This is a genomic window from Streptomyces iconiensis, assembly GCF_028657195.3.
In the GTDB taxonomy this organism is placed as follows: Bacteria; Actinomycetota; Actinomycetes; order Streptomycetales; family Streptomycetaceae; genus Streptomyces; species Streptomyces iconiensis.
Map to the genome: position 1 here is coordinate 43,864 of NZ_JANCPR020000049.1, position 19,014 is coordinate 62,877.

Annotated in this window: 9 protein-coding genes; all 9 read right to left on the reverse strand. The window is 72.6% G+C overall.

Annotation, left to right across the window (positions count from 1 at the left end; all coding sequences use genetic code 11):
- Positions 1-19: 19 nt before the first annotated feature.
- On the reverse strand, positions 20-997 hold the full coding sequence (locus NMN56_RS34680) for an NAD-dependent epimerase/dehydratase family protein (protein WP_274041316.1): 978 nt from the start codon (positions 995-997) through the stop codon (positions 20-22).
- Between the two features lie 14 nt (positions 998-1,011).
- Positions 1,012-3,837 carry a non-ribosomal peptide synthetase gene (locus NMN56_RS34685; protein ID WP_274041315.1) on the reverse strand — a complete coding sequence of 942 codons (2,826 nt, stop codon included), beginning with the start codon at positions 3,835-3,837 and terminating at the stop codon, positions 1,012-1,014.
- Between the two features lie 78 nt (positions 3,838-3,915).
- On the reverse strand, positions 3,916-5,070 hold the full coding sequence (locus NMN56_RS34690; RefSeq protein WP_274041314.1) for an ATP-grasp domain-containing protein: 1,155 nt from the start codon (positions 5,068-5,070) through the stop codon (positions 3,916-3,918).
- A 580-nt stretch (positions 5,071-5,650) separates the two neighbouring features.
- Positions 5,651-8,701 carry a condensation domain-containing protein gene (locus NMN56_RS34695; protein ID WP_274041313.1) on the reverse strand — a complete coding sequence of 1,017 codons (3,051 nt, stop codon included), beginning with the start codon at positions 8,699-8,701 and terminating at the stop codon, positions 5,651-5,653.
- On the reverse strand, positions 8,688-10,568 hold the full coding sequence (locus NMN56_RS34700; protein WP_274041312.1) for a non-ribosomal peptide synthetase: 1,881 nt from the start codon (positions 10,566-10,568) through the stop codon (positions 8,688-8,690). Before NMN56_RS34700 ends, NMN56_RS34695 begins: the two co-directional genes overlap by 14 nt.
- Before the next feature lie 67 nt (positions 10,569-10,635).
- Positions 10,636-12,579: an amino acid adenylation domain-containing protein gene (locus NMN56_RS34705; protein ID WP_274041311.1), complete on the reverse strand. Its 1,944-nt coding sequence runs from the start codon at positions 12,577-12,579 to the stop codon at positions 10,636-10,638.
- Positions 12,576-15,845 (reverse strand): non-ribosomal peptide synthetase, encoded by a 3,270-nt coding sequence (locus NMN56_RS34710; protein ID WP_274041310.1) that lies wholly within the window; start codon positions 15,843-15,845, stop codon positions 12,576-12,578. Before NMN56_RS34710 ends, NMN56_RS34705 begins: the two co-directional genes overlap by 4 nt.
- 130 nt (positions 15,846-15,975) lie before the next feature.
- Complete coding sequence (locus tag NMN56_RS34715; protein WP_274041309.1) at positions 15,976-17,430, reverse strand: non-ribosomal peptide synthetase; 1,455 nt, start codon at positions 17,428-17,430, stop codon at positions 15,976-15,978.
- Between the two features lie 147 nt (positions 17,431-17,577).
- The gene (locus NMN56_RS34720) at positions 17,578-18,882 is read right to left on the reverse strand and encodes an MFS transporter (protein ID WP_274041308.1); all 1,305 of its coding nucleotides are present in this window, start codon (positions 18,880-18,882) and stop codon (positions 17,578-17,580) included.
- Between the last annotated feature and the right edge of the window lie 132 nt (positions 18,883-19,014).

The following is a 19,014-nucleotide window of genomic DNA, read 5'->3' on the forward strand; positions in this document are numbered from 1 at the left end:
ACTCCTCCGTTGCTCCGTGTCATACGGGTGTGCCGGCGCCGTGCTCGTCGGTGTACGTGCCGTGCTCTGCGGCGTACGCGTCGATGCGGTCGCGGTATTCGCCGAACAGGTCGGCCAGCGTGCGGGCGATACCGCTCCGCCAGCCGATGGAACAGTCACCGATGAGGGCGCGGCGCTCTTCGTGGTCGAAGAGCGCGGTCTCCCGGCTGTGGTCGCCCCGGTCGAGCAGGACCGGTACCCCGGTGAGGGCGGACATGTACTCCAGCAGGTCGGTGATGCCGACCTCTTCGTCACCGCCCCAGTTCACGACCTGTGCGGGTGACCGTGCCGCCTCCCACAGCAGCGGCACCTGGCGTACGACGTCGTCGGTGTGCAGCAGATTGCAGTGGTTCTGCCCCTCGCGGGGCACCGCGCAGGGCTGTCCCGCACGCATCTCGTTGAACAGGATCATGGGCACACCGCCGTGCCCGTACGGTCCGTAGGCGATGTTGAGCCGGGCGATCACCGTCGGCAGCCCGAGGGCTTCGGCCAGGCCCCGTGCCACGGCCTCGGCGGTGAGCTTGGCGACGGGGTACGTCGGCAGCCAGGGCGCTGCGCCGCCCAGCGGGTCGCCCACCTGGTAGCGGTGGGTACGGTCGGCCCGGTGGTAGACCACGCCGGAGGAGACGTACAAGAACGCTTCGGCCGCCGAGCAGTGGCTCATCAGCCGCGCGGTGCCGACGGCGTTGACGCGCGCGGTCTCCTCGAAGTCCCGGCCGTCGCCCCTCCGCACAGCCGAGTGCAGTACGTGCGTGAAGTCGCGTGGCAGGCCCTTCAGATCGTCGGAGGCCATGTCCCAGGTGACGGTGCGGGCGCCCCGTTCCTGGAGGGCCTTACAGGCTGCCGGGTCACCGAACCGGCCCAGACACCACACCTCGTTGCCGGCCGCGAGCGCCTCGGCGACGGGCCTCGCGACCTGGCCGGTGCCGCCGGTCACGAGAATCTTCTTACCTTGCATACCGTTGTCCGTCCTCAGCCGAGCGCACGGGCCAGTTCCTGCCGCAGCACCGCCTGGAAGGTGTGCACGTGCTGCGGGCTCATCAGGGTGTAGTGCTCGCCGTCGACCTCGATGTACGTGTTGCGGTCACGGGTGAAGTCGTCCCAGGGGCGCAGCTGCCGCTCCAGCCACTCCTGTTTGGTGCCGCGCAGTGGGGTGCAGTAGAAGACCCGTACCTGCCCGACCGTTCCCGACGGCTCATAGGTGCTGCCCAGGTGCACCATGTTCTGCGCCAGACGCACCCAGTTGGTGAACCGCTCGGTGGTGAGGTCCAGTTCGGTCAGGCGCCGCTTCGGGGCCTGGCCGATCAGACGGGCCAGTTGCCGGGCCTCGGGCAGGCCGCTGAGCGTGGCGGTCAGCTCGCCGACATCGGCCGCGTCGATCAGTTCGAGGAACAGCGCCAGATTGATGGCGCCGTCGGTGAAGGTGATCTCCTTCATACGCCCCGCGATGTGCGGCGGCAGGTTGAAGACGCCCACGAAGTCGACCTTGTCGCCGTCGGCCTCCAGCCGTTTGGCGATCTCGAACGCGACGGCCCCGCCGTAGGAGTACCCGGCGACGGCGTAGGGGCCGTTCGGCTGGACCCGCCGGATCGCCCGCACATACGTGGCAACCATCTCGGCGAACGATCCGAAGTGGGTCTCGCCCTCCCCGAACCCCCGGGCCCGCAACGCGTAGAACGGCCGTTCGCCGGTGAAGTACTTGGCGAGATTGACGAACACCAGCACCTCACCCAGGCCAGGGTGTACGCAGAACAACGGCGTGCCGTCCCCGGTGACCTGAAGCGGTACCAGCGGATCGTAGGAGGCGTCCCCGAGCGCGTGCGGCCCGGCCGACAGGCGGTCGGCCAGTGCCCGCACGGTCGGCGCCTGGAGGAGCGTGGCCATCGGCACGTCGTCGATGCCGAACGCGGCCTGGATCTCTGCCTTGAGCCGCAGCACATCCAGCGAGGTGCCGCCCAGATCGAAGAAGCTGGCGGTCGCGGGCACCGCCTGGGCGTTCAGCACGCGGGCGTAGATGCCGGCCAGCGCCGTCTCGGCCTCTCCCTCGGGCGCCACGTAGGCCCCGAGGAACCTGGTGCTCACCTCGTCCGCGCCGCGGGCCGCGTCGTCCAGGCCACCGGCCTCGAAGGTTTCGCGCAGCCGGGAGCGCTGGAGCTTGCCGAGGTTGCCGCGCGGGATGCGGGCCGCCGTGACCGGGAGGATCACCTGGGGACGGAAGCCCCAGTGCATCACGGTGGAACTGCGGATCGCCACGAGCGCCCGGTACACGGCGGCTTCGTCGGCGGGGTCACCTGCCGGGACGAACGCGACGGCGAGCTGTTCGGAGTCGGCGCCTTCGGGGCGGACGGGGAAGGCCGCCACCTGCCCCGGCTTCACCTCGTCCAGCCCGTTCAGCACCGCTTCGAGGTCGTGGCTGTAGTAGTTGACACCGTTGACGATGATCGAATCCTTCGTCCTGCCGACCAGTGTCAACCGGCCCTCGGGGTCGAGACGCCCCAGGTCGCCGGTGCGGAACCAGCCGTCGGGGGTGAACGCCTGCGCCGTGGCACGGCCGTTGCCGAAGTACCCGCCGGTGACCATGGTGCCGCGCAGCTGTACCTCTCCCGGCCCGCCTGCCTTGCCCGGTCCGCCTGCCTCTCCTGGCCCGCCTGCCTCTCCCGGTCCGCCTGCCTCTCCCGGTACGGGGAGGTCGGACGAAGCCAGCACGGTGCCGTCGTCGTCGGCGATACGTATGCGCAGTCCCCGCACGGGGCGGCCCAGCGGCGGGAACTCCGTATCCAGGTCGCGCGCCGCGAAATCGCGGTTGAAGACGCTGCCCGCGCATGTCTCCGTCATACCGAAGGCGGGCACGATCACGTCCCGGCGCAAGCCGTAGCGGGAAAGCCGCTCCAGGAACGTCCCTGCGGTGGCGGTCACGGTGGCCTCACCGCCGGAAATGATGTACCGCAACCGGGACAGGTCCACCTCCTCCCGCAGGGCGGGCCCGTGTGCGAGCGCCTGATTGATCTGTCCGAACAGGAAGTTGGGGGTAAAGGTCACGCTCACCCGATGGGCTGTGAGCAGCCGCAGGAATTCCACGGGGTCTGCCAGTACGGTCGCCGGGGTGGCCATGATCTGGTCGGCGCCTGTGAACATCGGCAGCAGGTGCGCCTCGATCGCGGCGATGTGGTCGGCCGAGATCCAGTTCATCGTGGTGTCGTCGGGCCCCAGTTCCAGCGCCTCCGCCTTTCCGGCCAGCGCTGCCAGCAAGTTGGCGCCGGTGAGCTGGACCGCCTTGCTCGCGTCGGTGGATCCGGAGGTGAGCATCAGAACGGCGAGAGCGTCAGGAGCGGACGCGTACCGTGCCCCGTGCCTCGGCTCGGCCTGGCTCATCTCCTCCACCGTTACGGTCGGCAGTCCGAGCGCGGGCAGATCCGCGTAGGCCGCCTTCGGAACGATCACCAAGGGGTCGCCCAAGAGCGCGCGCAGGTGCTCCAGTTGGGCATTCCACCGGGCGGGGTCGGCCGGTGGCGCCACAGGGCACGGCACCACGCCGCTGAGCACGCATCCCCAGAAGGCGCGGAAGGAATTCTCAGGATCGTCGGCGACGATCAGCGCCCGGTCTCCCGGAGAAGCGCCCTGGTCGCGCAATCCCTGCGCGATCCGGCCGGCGTTCTCCCACAGATCGGCGTAGGAAAGAAACGAGCCGCCGACAAAGGTGATGCCCCGGTGGGTTCCACGGGCCGCACTCTCCAGCAACTGCGGAAGCGCCGGCCCGTAAGGGCGATCAGGTATGGCAGGTTGTTGTTGATCCGGCATAGAGGCGAAGTCCTCCGATCGGAAGGGAAGGAACCGTGGCGGGCAGCCGGGTGCGCGGGGTCTCCGCCCACCGCTGACTCAGCCGGCCTCGTTGAATCGCGCGATTGCCTCGATCGTTTTCCGCAGTTCCAGCTCGTCCTGATCGGACACGATCGCGTGTCCGACGCTGCCGTAGGGACCCGGCGGCTTGTCAGGCGTATAAGTGAGCTGATCGAAAAGGAAGTTGCTCTCGAAATCCTTCTGCGTCAGCTCTCCGCTGCCTGAGGGACGCAGCAGTATGTATCCGTAAAGGCGCTCCGGCGCACCGCTGTCCGGGGTCCGTTCCGGCTCTTCCCCGAGTGCGAGGCTGATCTCGACATCGAAGAGGTCGACGCCGAAGGTCAGTTTGTTGGTCTGCGGGGACAGCGCTCCGGGAAGGCGGATGGCGCACTCACCGAAGGTCAACCCGCCGTCTCCGGCGAAGACTTCCAGATGGAAGACGCAATCGGGGGCGCCGAGACGCGTCAGCACCTGCTCGGTGAGCGTCTCAGCCTGACGGAACAGGGTGGCGTGCCGCCGCCTGTCCAGTATGTGCGCTGCCAGGATGCCGCCGTGCGCGGCGGCCAGCGGCGAGACGTGATAGCGGGTCATGGAGGACCACTGAAGCGCGCCCTTCCTCCAGATGCCGTCGACATAGACTTCCGGCGCCGCGACGAAGGACTCGGCGACGATTTCGACATCCGAATGGTCGGGGAGTTGCTCCAGTGCGCGTGCGTAGTCCTCCGGAGAACGCACGATGTTGGTACGGAGAGAGCCGGCTCCGGTCGCCGGCTTGACAACGAAGGTGTCCCCCAGCTCTTCGGCAAGACCGGTGAACGAGGTGTCCCGCGCTATGTAGCGGCAGCGTGCCCGTTTGATGTGGGACGGCACCTTGCTCTTCTGGAGGTATTTGTCCCTGAAGTAAAGGGCCGTCTTGGAGTCTCTGTTTCCTGGAAGGTTCAGCTGCTGCCGCAGACAGGTTGCGCCGAAGACGCCCATTTCATGGACGCTGAGCACGCCCACCGCGTCTTCGATGTCTGCCGCCAGCACTGCCCGCGATATTTCCTGGACGTTCTCGATATCGGTGACGCGCGTGAATCTCCGGCCCACGACCGAGGCCGTCGGCGGCTGCACAAGGTAGTAGGGGTCCAGGTTTCTGCGGCGTAATGCCTCATCGAGATCCGGCCTGTACCCGAGAACGATCATTGTCGGCATGCTGTCCCCCGAATTACGGCTTGCCGGAACCTCCAAGAAGTCATCCGCTGCGCTGCGCCCGAATGCCTCGTGAGCGCTGACTTCGTCGGAGGCCAATACCGAGGCATCGTGCCACAGGGACACATGTGGTGGGGACATGCCGGATCATGATTCTTTGCAGCTGAGATGTGATGTAAGTCACATGGCCGGGCGGCCAGTTGTCGTCGGAATCCTTACGAACTTCCTGCTCGCCGGGGGTATATCCGCCCCTTGGCTCCTACCTCTTCGTGCAGGCGGAATTACGAAGAGTATCGGCTCAGGTGGAGGCTGTGAATTCCGTCAAGGCAGGAAAAAGAGAGCTATATACCCTTACACAGAGAAAAGGCACGGAGGGAAGGCCGAGGGATTCCCTCATGCTGGCCCCGCCGTGCCCTCTTCCGTCTCCGTGCCCTCTTCTTCCACGCCCTCTTCCGTGCCTTCGCGCGAATCATGTGCCTGCGCGCGAATCAACCGCGGGGTCACCGTGCGAAGAAGGGCCCACGGCGCCCGATGCGGACGGGGCCCCGGCCGCCGCGAGGGTGGCCGGGGCGGGCGGGAGGGGTCAGTTCTGGGGCGGGCTGACCATGGCGGTGAGCACGGTGCGCCAGTCCTCGTCGGGTTGCGGGAGCAGCGCCGCGGCGAGCAGGCCGGTGCCGTAGTGCCAGTGGTGGTCCAGGTCGCGGGGGAACTGCGCGGCGTGCCGTACAGGGGAGGTGCTGCCCAGCAGCCGGGTCAGTTCGGCGGCGAGGTCGGGCCACGCCAGGTGGCCGCCGACCGCGTTGGCCACGCCGTGCGCCGGCTGGTCCAGGCAGGCGGTCAGTGCACGGGCCAGCGCCGCTGCGTGCACCCACGGCGCCCCGTACCAACCGTGCGGCCCGTGCTGCGGATCGGGCAGGGCCAGCGGTTCCCCGGCGAGTGCGGACTGGAACAGGGCGCCGGTCGCTCCCCAGCGCAACTGGTCGCGCAGCCGGTCGTGCGGGCCCCAGACCAGCGGTGCGCGTACCGCCGATGCCCCGCCGCGGCCCTCGGTGCCCGCGGCGTTCAGCAGCATCCGTTCGCAGTCGAGCTTGGCCTGCCCGTAGGCGCTCAACCGCCCCTGGCTGGGCGCTCCTTCGGCGACCTCGGCGGCTTCCGGCTGCCCGTAGGCGTCCACGCTGCTGACGAAGACGAACGGTCCGCTGTGCCAGGCGTCGACCAGGGCGCGCATGGCGGCGCGGTCCACCTCGGGTGCGGTGAAGGTGCACGCCGAGTGGATCACGGCGTCGGCGCCCCGCGCGGCGGCGCGCAGGCTGTCGAGGTCGGCAAGGTCGCCTTCGACGACCTCGATCCCCTCGCCGGCGACCCGGTGTGCCGACTCCGGGCGCGTCAGTGCGCGCACCGGGCGGCCCTGGGCGGCCAGTTCACGGAGTACGAACGCGCCCACTCCACCCGTGCCGCCGGTGACCAGGACCGTTCCGGGGCGGCTGCGGTTGCGGCTGCCGGTGGTCCGGGTCGGTGCCGAGGGCGCGGCTGCGGCCTCGCGTTCGGCCTCACGCTCCTCCAGCAGGGTGGCCAGGGCCCGTGGTGTGCGCCGTTCCATGATGTCCAGGCCGGTCAGCGGCAGCCGCAGCCGGGTGCGGAGCCGTTCGGCGAGCTGGACGGCGACGAGGGAGTGCCCGCCGAGGACGAAGAAGTCGTCGTCGGGGCCCGGACGTTGGCCGAGCGTGTCGGCGAATGCCTCAAGGACGGTTGAGACGCCCGGTCCTTCCGGGGGCGTCGGTCCTTCCGGCGCCGTCCGTACGTCGGGTGCCGTCCGTACGTCGGACGGACCGGGTGCTGCCGGGGCCGGGGCCGGGGCGCCCGGTAGCCGGGCCGCGTCGACCGCGCCGTGCGGCGTGCGCGGCAGCGCGTCGAGCAGGGTGACCGCCACCGGAACACGGGAGGCCACGAGGTGATCGCGCAGGTGCGCGCGCAACTGGACAGGAGAGGTGCCGCCGACGCCGTGCAGTACCGCGTACGCCAGCAGCGGCCGGCCCGGACTGTCCAGCACCGTGGCCTCGGAGACCTCCGGGTGACCGAGCAGGCACGCCTCGGTGGGGTGGAGGGAACGGGCGGACTCCGTACGTTCCGTCAGGCGGGTGCCGGGCAGCCGGGACAGGGGCAGCGCGGGCTCGTCGACCACGGCTGCCAGCAACTCGCTGAAGGCGCCCAGCAGTTGCTCCCCGTCCTGCGGTGCGAGGGCGGTACGGCTGTGCTGAAGCAGGCACTGAGGGCTGTCGGTGTCCTCAAGCAGGAAGGACAGGTCGAACTTGGCGGTGCCCAGGTCGACCTCGGCCGGCTCGGCCGAGGTTCCGGGCAGACGCAGCGCGGTCGGGGCGCGCAGTACGTCGGCGGTGACGCCCACCAGCGGCTCGCCGCTCTCGCCGCGTGCCGCGGCGCCGAGGCGTTCCACGATCAGGTCGAAGGGGACGTCGCGGTGGCGCTGCGCCTCCAGCAGCGCTTCGCGTACCCGCCCCAGCAGCTCGCCGAAGCCTGGGTCGCCGGAGGCATCCACGCGCAGCGGAAGGGTGTTGACGCACAGCCCGACGAGGCCGCGCATCGCGCTGCCCTCGCGGTGGCTGCTGGCGCAGCCGATGACCAGGTCGCTCTCGCCCGTCGCGCGACGCAGGGTGGCGAAGGCCGCGGTGAGGACCACCGTGAACAGGGTGGCCCGGTGCTGCTGCCCGAGCCGGCGCAGTCCGTCGCACACCGCCGGCGCCAGCGGCGCCGTGTGGGTGTGGCCGCGCCGCCCTTCCGTGGCCGTGACTCCGGCTCCGGCTGTGGTTGCGGCTCCGGTCGCGGTTGCGGTCGCGGTTGCCGGAGTGGGTTCGGGCCGGGGGAGTGCGAGGGGGCGTGCTCCGGCCAGCCGGGCGCTCCAGTGGTCCAGCCCGGCCTTGAGCCGTTCGCCGCCGGCCTGCTCGCGGCGGGCCAGGTCGGCGTACTGGGGCGGCGCGGGGAGCGCGGCCGGCCGGCCGTCCTGTGCGGCGGCGTAGAGCGTAGCCAGCTCGGTGGCGATCACCTCCAACGAGGCACCGTCCACCGCGATGTGATGCAGCGTCAGCGAGACGGTGTGATCCGCGGGGCCGTGCCGCAGCACCAGGGCACGCAGTACGGGCCCTGTGGCGAGGTCGAACGGGCGGCTCGCCTCCTCCCGCAGCAGCCCGGCTCCCGGACCGGGCGCCTCGACCACGGGCACAGGTACCGGCGCCGGATCGGTGACGTCCTGGTAGGGCTCGCCGTCCCGCACCAGGTAGCGGGTGCGCAGCACCTCGTGCCGGCCGACCAGGGCGGTCAGTGCCGTGCCGAGCGCCTCGATGTCGAGCGGGCCGCGGAACCGGGTGGCGAACGGTACGTGGTAGCCGGCGCCGCCCTGGCCGAGGCGGTCCATCAGCCACATGCGGTGCTGGGCACGGCTCAGCTGCGCCGGTCCCGTGGCGGCCGGGACCGCCTCGGCGCCGCCGGTGGCCCCGGTGCCGCCGGTGGCCTGTGCGGGGTTTCCCGCACGGGCGCGGGCAGCGCGCAGCAGCGCCTCCTGGCGGGCCGCGGTGGCGGTGGTGGCGGTGGTGCGGGGACGGTGGGCTTCAGTGCTGGCCATCGGTGTCCTCCGGCAGTGCGTCGGGCGCGGGGTCGCCGTGGGCGTCGGGCGCCGGAGCGCCGTGGGCTTCGGCCAGGGGGTCGCCGTGCGTTGCGAGCAGCGAACGTTCCACGAGTGCGGCCTGTCCGGCCACGGTGGGGTTGGCGAAGAAGTCGGCGAGCGGTATCTCCACGCCGAGGGCCTCGCGGAGGTCGTCCACGACGGCCAGGACGAGGAGGGAGTGCCCGCCCAGGGCGAGGAAGTCGGCGTCGGGTGCCGTCACTTCACACTCCAGGCTGTGGCTCCAGACCTCGGCCACGGCCTGCTCGATCGGGGACAGCGCGGCGGAAACGGGCGATACGGGGGCCTGCCCCGGGGCGCTCTCGGCCAGGGCGCGGCGGTCGACCTTGCCCGAGGCGGTCAGCGGCAGCCGGTCGACCACCACCCATTCCTCCGGTACGAGATGGGCGGGGAGCTGCTCGGTGAGGCGGGCGCGCAGTGCCTCGGGCCGGGGCGAGGTGTGCTCGGCGGGAACGAGGAAGGCGGTCAGCCGGGCGTCCTCGCTGGAGATGCGGCGCACCGTCACCGCGGCGTCGTCCACCTCCGGCTGGGCACGCAGCGCGTGTTCGATCTCGCCGGGCTCGATGCGGAAGCCGCGGACCTTCACCTGGTCGTCGGTGCGCCCATGGAAGTCCAGGGTGCCGTCAGCGCGTGCCGTGACCAGGTCGCCTGTGCGGTACAGGCGCCCGTGCCCGGGGTGCTGGACGAAGCGTTCCGCCGTCAGCTCGGGCTGGGCGACATACCCGGCGGCCAGCCGGGGGCCGCCGATCCACAGCTCGCCGCGTGCTCCGCCGGGAACCGGCTGCCCGTGCGCGTCAAGGACATGCGCTGTGGCCCCGGCCACGGGGCGGCCGATGGGCGGAGGCGCGTCGCAGTCGGCGTCGGTGACGCGGTGCGCCGTGGCGAAGGTGGCGGTCTCGGTCGGCCCGTAGCCGTTGACCAGCTCCAGCCACGGAACGGCGCGCAGCACGGTGCGGGCGTGCTCGGCGGAGAGCGCCTCGCCGCCGACGACCACGGTGCGCAGCACCTGGAACAGCCGGGAGCGGCGGGCGGCGAGCTGGTGGAAGAGCGCGGTGGTGAAGAACGCGACGGTGGCGCCGTGCTGCTCCACGGTGCGCGCCAGGTCCTCGAGCGAGGGGCGCGGGGCCGTACAGACGACCACGGCTGCCCCGTTGGCCAGCGCGGTCCAGATCTCGAAGGTGGAGGCGTCGAATGTGGCAGGGGAGTGGAACAGCACCCGGTCGCGCGGTCCGACCGTGACATAGCCGGGCGCGGTGACCAGGTCGGCGATGCCGCGATGGGTGACAGCGACGCCCTTGGGGCGCCCGGTGGAGCCGGAGGTGAACATCACCATGGCCGGGGCGTCCGGCTGGTGGGCGACCCGGGGCGGCTCCGGCACCTCAGCCGCGCCGGGCGGCACCAGGTCGCCACCGGGCAGCTCCAGGACCTGTTCGGCGGGGATGCCCGCCGCCTCCAGCAGCTGCTTGTCCCCGCAGACCACCTCGGCCCGCGCGTCGGCGAGCACCGTGGCGGTACGCGGACGCGGGTGGGCCGCGTCCAGCGGAACGCAGACGGCCCCGGCCTGCCACAGGGCGAGTTGGGCGACGACGGTACGGGCCGAACGGGCGGTGAGCAGGCCGACCGCGTCCCCGGGGCGCACCCCGCGGTCACGTAGCGTGGCGGTCAAGTGCCCTGCTGCGGCGACCAGTTGGGCGTAGGTGAGTGCGGTGTCGCCGTCCACGACGGCGAGGGCCTGCGGGCAGTTGGAGGCGTGGCGGGCCACCAGCGCGGGCAGGCCGCCGGAGTGGTGGGCGGTGTCGGCGGGCACGGGGTGTCTCCTCCTGGGAGGTACGGGGGTGCGGGATCGGGACCGGTCGGAGAGGGGTGACACCACGTCAACTCCCGTATGCGGCAAGGCGCTTGTCCATCAGCGCCGCGATGCCGCGCAGATCGGGCTGACGCAGCAGCTCGGGCGCGCGCAGCCGCACACCGCAGGAGTCCTGGAGGGCGGCGAGCAGCCGTGCGGCGGCCAGTGAGGTGCCTCCGGACTCGGTGAAGTGGGCGTCGAGCCCGAGCCGCGGGAGACCGAGCAGGTCCCGGCAGAGCCGCAGCACCAACTGCTCGCTCGCGCTGCCCGCCGCTTCCTCGGCGCCCGCAGGGTCATCGGCGTTTCCCGTGTTCTCGGCGTTCTCCGTGCCCTGCGCGTCACCCGCGGCGGGTGCGGGCGGTGCGCTCTCCGCGGCCAGCAGCGCCGGGCGGTCCACCTTGCCGTTGGCGTCCAGCGGATAGCCCTCGACCACCCGGACCACGGCGGGCACCGCCTGCTGCGGCAGCCAGTCCCGCACCCCCGGCAGCAGATCGGGTCCCGTGGGCGCGGCTCCGGGCGCGGGCAGCACGAACGCGAGGAGCTGTGTCACGCCCTGCACCGTCGACCGGGCGGCGACCACGGCGCGGCGCACCCGCGGATCGTGCTCGAACGCGGCCTCGACCTCGGCGGGTTCGATGCGTACTCCGCCCACCTTGACCTGGTCGTCCAGGCGTCCCAGGAACTCCAGCTGCCCGTCGGCCCGCATCAGCGCCCGGTCCCCTGTGCGGTACAGACGCCCGTGCTCGGGGTGGTGCGCGAAGCGCTCCGCCGTCAGTTCCGGGTCCAGGTAGCCCAGGGCCAGGCAGGTGCCGCCGATGCGCAGCTCGCCGGGCTCGCCCCGGGGGACGGTGTGCCCTTCGGCGTCGGTGACGCAGAGGGTGGCTCCGGCGACGGGGTGCCCGATGGGCGGTGCCCCGTCCAGCTCCGACGGTTCCGCGCCGTGCATGGCGTAGGCGCTGCTGACGACGGTGGCCTCGGCGGGACCGTAGGCGTTGTGCACCACAGCGGTGACATCCGGGCCCGGACGGCGGCGCAGCCGGTCACCGCCCACGTACACGTGGCGCAGCGCCAGGCCGGTCGGCCAGGGCCGGTCCAGCAGCGGTTCGAGCATCGGCGTGGCGGAGACGCACACGGTGACGCCCGCGTCCCGCCACCAGTCGGTGAGCGCGCTCGGGTCCCAGCGCACCGCGTCGGGTGCGACCTGGAGGGAGGCACCGCAACTGAGCGCCGCCCACAGCTCCAGTACGTGCGGGTCGAAAGCGACGCCGATGAGCAGGCTGTGCCGGTCGTCCTGGGTCAGCGCGGTGCGGGCGCGGTGCCAGCGCAGCAGCGTACCGAGGGAACGTTCCCCGACGGCGACGGCCTTCGGGGTGCCGGTCGAGCCCGAGGTGAGCACCGCGTACCAGGTGCCGGCCGGCGCGGTACGCGCTTCGGGCGCCGGGGTGGTGAAAGCGGCGACGGCGGTGGCGGCGGCGTTCGCACCCTCGGCGGGTACGGGCAGCGCGCGCTGCTCGGCGTCCCGGTGCTCGTCCGGCAGCAGTTCGGGGTCGCCGATCAGGCAGGTCACCCGCAGGCCGCGGGTGGCGGCTGCCAGCCGCCGCTCGCCGGGGCGCGGCCCGAGGGGCAGGTAGACGGCGCCGATCCTGGCGAGCCCGATGGCCACGGCGACCAGCGCGGCGGAGCGGTCCAGCAGTACGCCGACGAGGTCGCCGGGAGCGACCCGGTCGCGCAGTGCGTCCGCGACGGCCGTGGCTGCGGCGTCCAGTTCGGCATAGCTCCAGCTGTGCTCGCCGTCACCGACGGCGAGCGCCTGCGGGGTGCTCCGCACCCAGCTCTCGTACCAGGCGAGGGGCGTCTCTCCGGTGCCCGGCGCCTCGGGAGCGGGCCCGCCGTGGATCACGCTGGGCAGCGGGGCGCTCTCCGGCGCGGTGCGGGGGGCGGAAGGTAAGGGGGTGCGTACGGACTCGGTCATATCGTCTCCGAAAGGGCAGCCGTCGCGTGGACGGCGGTCAGGGCGCGGGCCTGGTCGGCCAGCACGGGGTGCTGGAACAGCACGCGCAGCGGCGGCCGTTCTCCGATGCGGGGCTCCAGCCAGGCGGCGAGCTGCGCGGCGAGCAGCGAGTGCCCGCCGACCTGGAAGAAGTGCGAGGCGGGGGAGAAGCGCGCGTGGCCGAGCACCTCACGCCAGCCCTCGGCGAGCAGCGCGAACTCGGGGTCGGCGAGGGCCCCTGTGGCGTCCTCCTGTTCCTCAGTCGCCGGGGAAGGCGGCGCGAGCGCGGCGGCGGCGCTGCCCAGCGCCGTACGGTCCGGCTTGCCTCCCGAGAGGGTCGGCATCGCGTCCAGCCGCACCCAGCGGCCGGGCACCAGCGCGCCGGGCAGCCGCTGGGCCAGCGCGGTGTGCAGTGCCTGCTGGTCCGGCTCGTCGGCGGACTCCACGAACCCGACCAGGCGCGGACCACCGGGGGCCGCGCCGTCCAGGACGACGGCGCAGGACCGGCCACCGAGCGCTGCGGAGGCCGCGGCCTCCACCTCCTCCAGCTCGATGCGGTAGCCGCGCAGCTTGATCTGGTTGTCGCGGCGGCCCAGGAACCACAGCCGGCCGCGTGCGTCCCGGTAGCCCAGGTCGCCGGTGAGGTAGGCGCGCTCGCCGCCGAGCGCGGGGAGTGTCACGAAGCGGGCGGCTGTGGCCTCCTCGTTGCCCGGGTAGCCCTCGGCCAGACCGGCGCCGCTGAGGGCCAGTTCGCCGACGGCGCCGGCGGGCAGCGGGCGCCGTCCGGCGTCCAGGACATGTACGCGTTCGCCGGGCAGCTCGGTGCCGAGCGGGATCTCGGCGCCGTCCACCAGGTCGGCTGCAGTGATCTCGTGGACCGTTGAGCTGATCGCCGCCTCGGTCACTCCGTACACGTTGAGTGCGGCGGCGCCCCGCGCTTCGAGGGCCTGGAACAGGCCGCGCAGCGTGTCGGTGGGGATGCGCTCGCCGCCGAGTACGAGCAGCCGCGGAGTCCAGCGCCCTTCGCGCAGCGCTGCTCCCAGCTCCTCGCGCATGGTCAGCGCGTAACTGGTGGGCAGGTTGGCGACGGTGACGCGCGCTTCGGCCAGCAGCTCGACCAGCTCGCCACCTGTGGGCACCTCCTGCTCGGGGACGACCAGGCAGGCTCCCGCTGACAGCGCGGGCAGCACCTCCTCAAGCGACACGTCGAAGGCGGGCTGTGCGAAGAGCAGCGCACGGTCGCCCGCCGTGAGGGCGAACCGGTCGCCCACGCCCGTCAGATGGGCCGCGAGGGCCGGCTGGCCGACAGCGACCGGCTTCGGGACGCCGGTGGAACCCGAGGTGTGGATCACATAAGCGGCACCCTCGATCGCCGGCGCGGGATGCGCCGGAGGGAAGGCGGGCCCGTCCAGCAGCGCCAGCGGCACGCCGTCGCCTGGCAATGTGCTCGCGCCCGCCGAGGTGGCCAGCACCAGGGCGGGGGCGAGCCGGTTCAGCAGCAGCTCCAGGCGGGCTTCCGGGTCACCGGGGGAGAGCGGGCAGTAGACGGCACCGGTACGCAGGCAGGCCAGCAGGGCGATCACGGAGTCCACCCCGCGCGGCAGAACGGCGGCAACCGGCTGCCCGGCGCTTACACCGGCGCCGCGCAGCCGCCCGGCCAGCTCGGTGACCCGCTCGTTCAGCTCCCCGTAGGTCAGCTGCCGCGAACCGGTCAGCAGCGCCGGCAGCGCGGGGTCGATGCGCGCCGCGGGGTCCAGCGGGTCGTCCGGTGTCCCGGTCACCGGCGCCGCGGGCACGGGGGCGGGGGCGGGGACGGCGTCGGCGGCGTTGGCGACCCTGGTGGCATCGGCGAGCCCGGCGGTCCCAGTGGCATCGGTGGCATCGGCGTCGTCGCCTGCATCGGCGGTCGGGCCCTCGGCGGTGAGGGCGGCCAACGCGGTGCGCGGCGCCTCCAGATAGCCGCGCAGCAGCTCAACGAAGCGCTCTGCCAGCAGCCTTACGGTGTCCTCGTCGAACAGGTCGGCGTCGTAGTCCCACACCAGCCCCATCCCGGCGGCCCCGTGGCGCGGACCGACCATCCTGCGGTCGTCCGGCAGCAGCACCAGGTCGAGGTCGAAACGCGTGGTCCCGGTGTTGAACCCCTCGAAGAGCGACACCTCAAGCCCCGGGACCTCGATCTCGGGCAGCACCGCGTCATGGGCGCTGAAGGCCACGCTGAACAGCGGATTGTCAGCCCCTGAGGTGTGCAGCCCGAGCGCGCGGGTCAGCTCCTGCACCGGCACCTGCTGGTGCGGCAGCGCACGGAAGAGCGTGTCGGTGACCTCGTCCATGGCCTCCTCCGCGGGCGCCTCGGGGTCCAGCCTCAGCCGCAGCGGCACGGTGTTGACGAACATCCCCACCGTCTCCTCGAACCCACGGGGACGGTTGCCGACAGCCGTGCCGACGACCATGTCGGCCCGGCCGCTGTGCCGGCGCAGCAGCTCGGCGAAGAGGCCGAGCATCGCGGCGAACGGAGTGTGCCCCTGGGCGCGGGTGTGCTCCCGCAGCCGCTCGGCGAGGTCGGCACCGATGGACTGGCGCAGCTGCCCGCCATGGTGGCGCCGGCTCGTCCCGGCGCGCGCCAGACCCGGCAGCGGCAGGTCGAAGGACGCGGTGCGCAGCTCGTCCGCCCAGTACGCGAGGCTGCGGGCACGCTCATCGGTCCCGTCGGCTCCGATACCCGTGCGCACGTACTCCTCGTAGGAGGGCGCGGGCCCCAACCCGGCCTGTTCGCCGAGTACGTGGGCGCGGTAGACGGTGAAGACGTCCTTGAGCAGCAGCGCGAAGGAGTGCCCGTCGTGCACCAGGTGGTGCTCGACGTGGACCAGCCGGTGCCGCCCGTCGCCCAGGCGGGCCAGGGTCCAGCGCAGCAGCGGTGCCTGGTGGGTGTCGAGCGGGGTCTCCGCCTCGGTACGCAGCAACTCGGCGAAGGCGGCCTCGGGGTCGTCGGCGCCGCTCAGATCCACGGTCCGGTAGCGCGGCGCGCACCCCTCGGCGACCCGCTGACCGGGAACGGCGCCGGGAACGGCGACGAGTTCCAGGCGCAGCCCGGGATGGCGGTCGAGGGCAGCGGCGAGGCCGTCGCGCAGCGCCGCCTCATCCAGCGTTCCCCACAGGTCGAGCGAGGCGGTGAAGTTGTACGCGCGGCTGCCCGGCTGCATCTGCTCGTGCAGCCAGACGATCTCCTGTGAGGAGGAGAGGGGTAACATCGGCTATTCCTCGGGTAGTTGGGCATGGTCGGTCGGTCCCGTCCGGGCACGGTCGGCCCCGTCGGGCACAGGCGGTCCCGGACCGGGCGCGCGGTCGCGCTGCCGGCCCGTAACCTGGCTCGGGTGAACGTCAGTTGGGCGCCGGGGTCGGCGGCTGCCCGGTCGACGCCTGGGTGGGAGACAGCTGGTCGCGCAGTACGCCGGTCAGCTCGGCGAACGCGTCAGTGGCGGCGGCGTCGTCCAGGAACGCGCGGTCCCACACCATCCGCACCAGCAGGTCCGTCCCGTGTGTGACGGACACGGCGAAGGGCGCCCGCACCGGGCGGCCGTCGACGTGCACCTCGCGCCCTGTGCGGGTGCCGAGGCGCAGCGGGGGCCGGCGCCGCGCGTCCTCGACGGTGAGGAGGCCGTCCAGGCCACCGGACCACGCGGCCCCTGCCGCACGGGCGGCATGCACCACTTCGTCGAACGGGGTGTCGGCCCGGTCCAGGTCGTCCCACCAGGCGGCGGACAGCGCGTCAAGGCCGTTCGCGGCAGGGGAAGTTGAGTCAGCGGAGATTGAGGTGGGTCCCGCATCGGCAGGTCCCGTAGCGGCGGGGAAGACCACGGTGTTGAGGAAGCAGCCGAGCACGTCCGGCGCTGCGGCGGGCCGTCCGCCCCACGGGTAGCCCAGCGGGGAGACGCCCTCGTGGCCGTACAGGGCGTGCGCTGCGGCCGTACAGGCGCCGAGCAGCGCGGGGAACGGCACCTGGCGGTCACCCGACGTCAGCCGCAGCTCGGCCGCGCCGGTCGGCAGCGCGGTCGGGGCCGGCAGCGCGCCGGTACCGCTGGTACGCGCGACTGCCGCACTGCGTACGGCGCGCAGCCGCCCGCCCCAGTGGGCCAGTGCCTGCGCGCTGCTGGCCCGGTCCTCGGCGGCGAGCTGCAGCAGCACGGCCTCCCGGTAGGCGGCGATCCCCTCTTCGGCCCGGCTTCGCGGCACATCGGCAGGACCGAGCCCGTCCGCGTAGGCGGCGCCCAGCTCTTCGGTGATCCGGGCCAGTGACTGGCCGTCACACGCGGCGTGGTCCAGCGCGACCGCCAGGACTTCCTCCTCCGTGCCTGACCCGTCCCCCGCTCCGTCCCCCGACCCGTCGGCCGGTCCGCCGTCGGCCAGGAACAGCCGCAGCGGAGAGCCCTGTGCCTGCCAGCCCCTCAGGGTGCGGCGCAGCGCGGCGGCGGCGTTTTCGCCGGGCCTCAACGGGACCCGCCGCACGGGCACTTCGGGTGCCGCCAGGCGCTGTACGGGCGTGCCGCGTACGACCTCAGCGCGGGCCCGCAGCGCGGGGTGCAGCGCGGCGAGGTACCCGGCGGCTGCGCTCAGCCGCGGCAGGTCCACCGTGGAACGGGGGAAGGCGAAGAAGAGCGGGACGACATCGGGCCGCCCCTGCGGGTCGAGCGAGCGGACCAGAATGAACCGCCGCTGGGCACCGGTGACGGGAAGGAGCCCCGCCGAACCGCCGACGGCGCCGGTGTCGGCCTCGGCGTCGGCCTCGGCGATCCGGTGGTACCGGGCGAGGTACTGGGCCGTGATGCTGTGCTGCACGTGGTCCTCTCAACGGGGCGCGGCCGGTCAACGGGCGCGGTCCAACGGGGCGCGGCCCCCAGCGAATACGCGTGACACGGATCCGCGGCGGCTCGTTCTCTCCGGGCGACGGGCGACGGGCGACGGGCGACGGGCGACGGGCGACGGTCAGGAGGTGGACGCGGGGGCCGGCGCGGGGTCTTCGCCCGTGGGGGCATCCGGCTGAGGTTCCGGCAGGTCCCGCATCCGCCGCAGCGGCGAGAGCAGCAGCGGCAGCGGAACGGCGAGGAAGCCGAGCGCGCACACCCATACGGCGGCCCGCGCCCCGAAGCCGCTCGCGAGGGCGCCGCCGGCCAGTGCGCCGAGCGGCATGGTGCCCCAGACCAGGAAGCGGACGGTGGCGTTCATCCGGCCCAGCAGGGCGGGCGGACACAGCGTCTGCCGGAAGCTGACCTGGGCGACGTTGTAGACGACGGCGCCGAAGAAGACGACGGCTGAGCCGACAGCGAACCACACCGCCGCCGCGCCCGATCCCGCCAGCGGCCACAGCACGGCGAACGGTCCGGTGGCCAGCGCGGAGAGCCAGATGATCCTCGCCTGGCCGAGGCGGCGGGCCAGCCGCCCCGCACACAGTGCTCCGGTGAGCCCGCCGACGGCCGAGGCCGAGAGCATCAGCCCGATGGCGGCGGGCGGCAGGTGCAGCACCCGGACCAGGAAGACGGTCTGCACAGCCAGCAGCAGCGCGGAGAAGAAGTTCCCGAGTCCGGTGGTGACGACGATGGCCCGCAGCAGCGGCTGGCGCAGTACGAAGCCGAGTCCTTCGCCGATCTCCTTGCGCAGCGAGGCCCCGGGCGCCGGCGGCGCCGGAGCGGGTTCGCGGTCCTTGATGCCCAGCAGGCACAGGGCCGAGATGGCGTAGCCGACCGCGTCGGCGACGATCGCCAGATGGGCCCCGAGGACCTGCACCAGGCCACCGCCCAGTCCCGGTCCTGTCACCTGCGCCGAGGAGCGCACGGTCTCCAGCGCGCCGTTCCCCTCCACCAGCCGCTCCTTGGGCAGCAGATGGGGCAGATAGCTCTGGTGGGCGACGTCGAAGAAGACGGTGGCCACTCCGGTGACGAGGGCCACGAGGTAGAGCTGGGCCATGGTCAGTGCACCGGCCGCGGCTGCCAGCGGCACGCTGGCCATCGTCACGGCCCGCACCATGTCGGCACGGATGAGCACCGGCAGCTTGCGCATCCGGTCGACCCAGGCCCCGGCCGGCAGGCCGACGAGAAGGAATGCGGCGGTCTCCGCCGCGGTCAGCAGCCCCACCTGGAACGCGGAAGCGTGGAGTTCGAGCAGGGCAACCAACGGCAGTGCGACCAGGGTGACTTGCGCGCCGACCTGACTCGCGGCAGCGCCGGACAACAGAAACCGGAAGTCGCGCTGACGCAGGAGGCCGCCGGCCCGTGCCTGGTGAAGGGTGCTCATGCGGAGGACATTTAGGCACGGAGCGATCAGAGTCAAAACGTTGCTGGCGTTTCCGGACAGCTCCGCCTATGTCCCCGTCGCTCAACGCGAGAGGTTTGGCCATTCCTCAGCCAAATCCTGCATGAGGCTGGG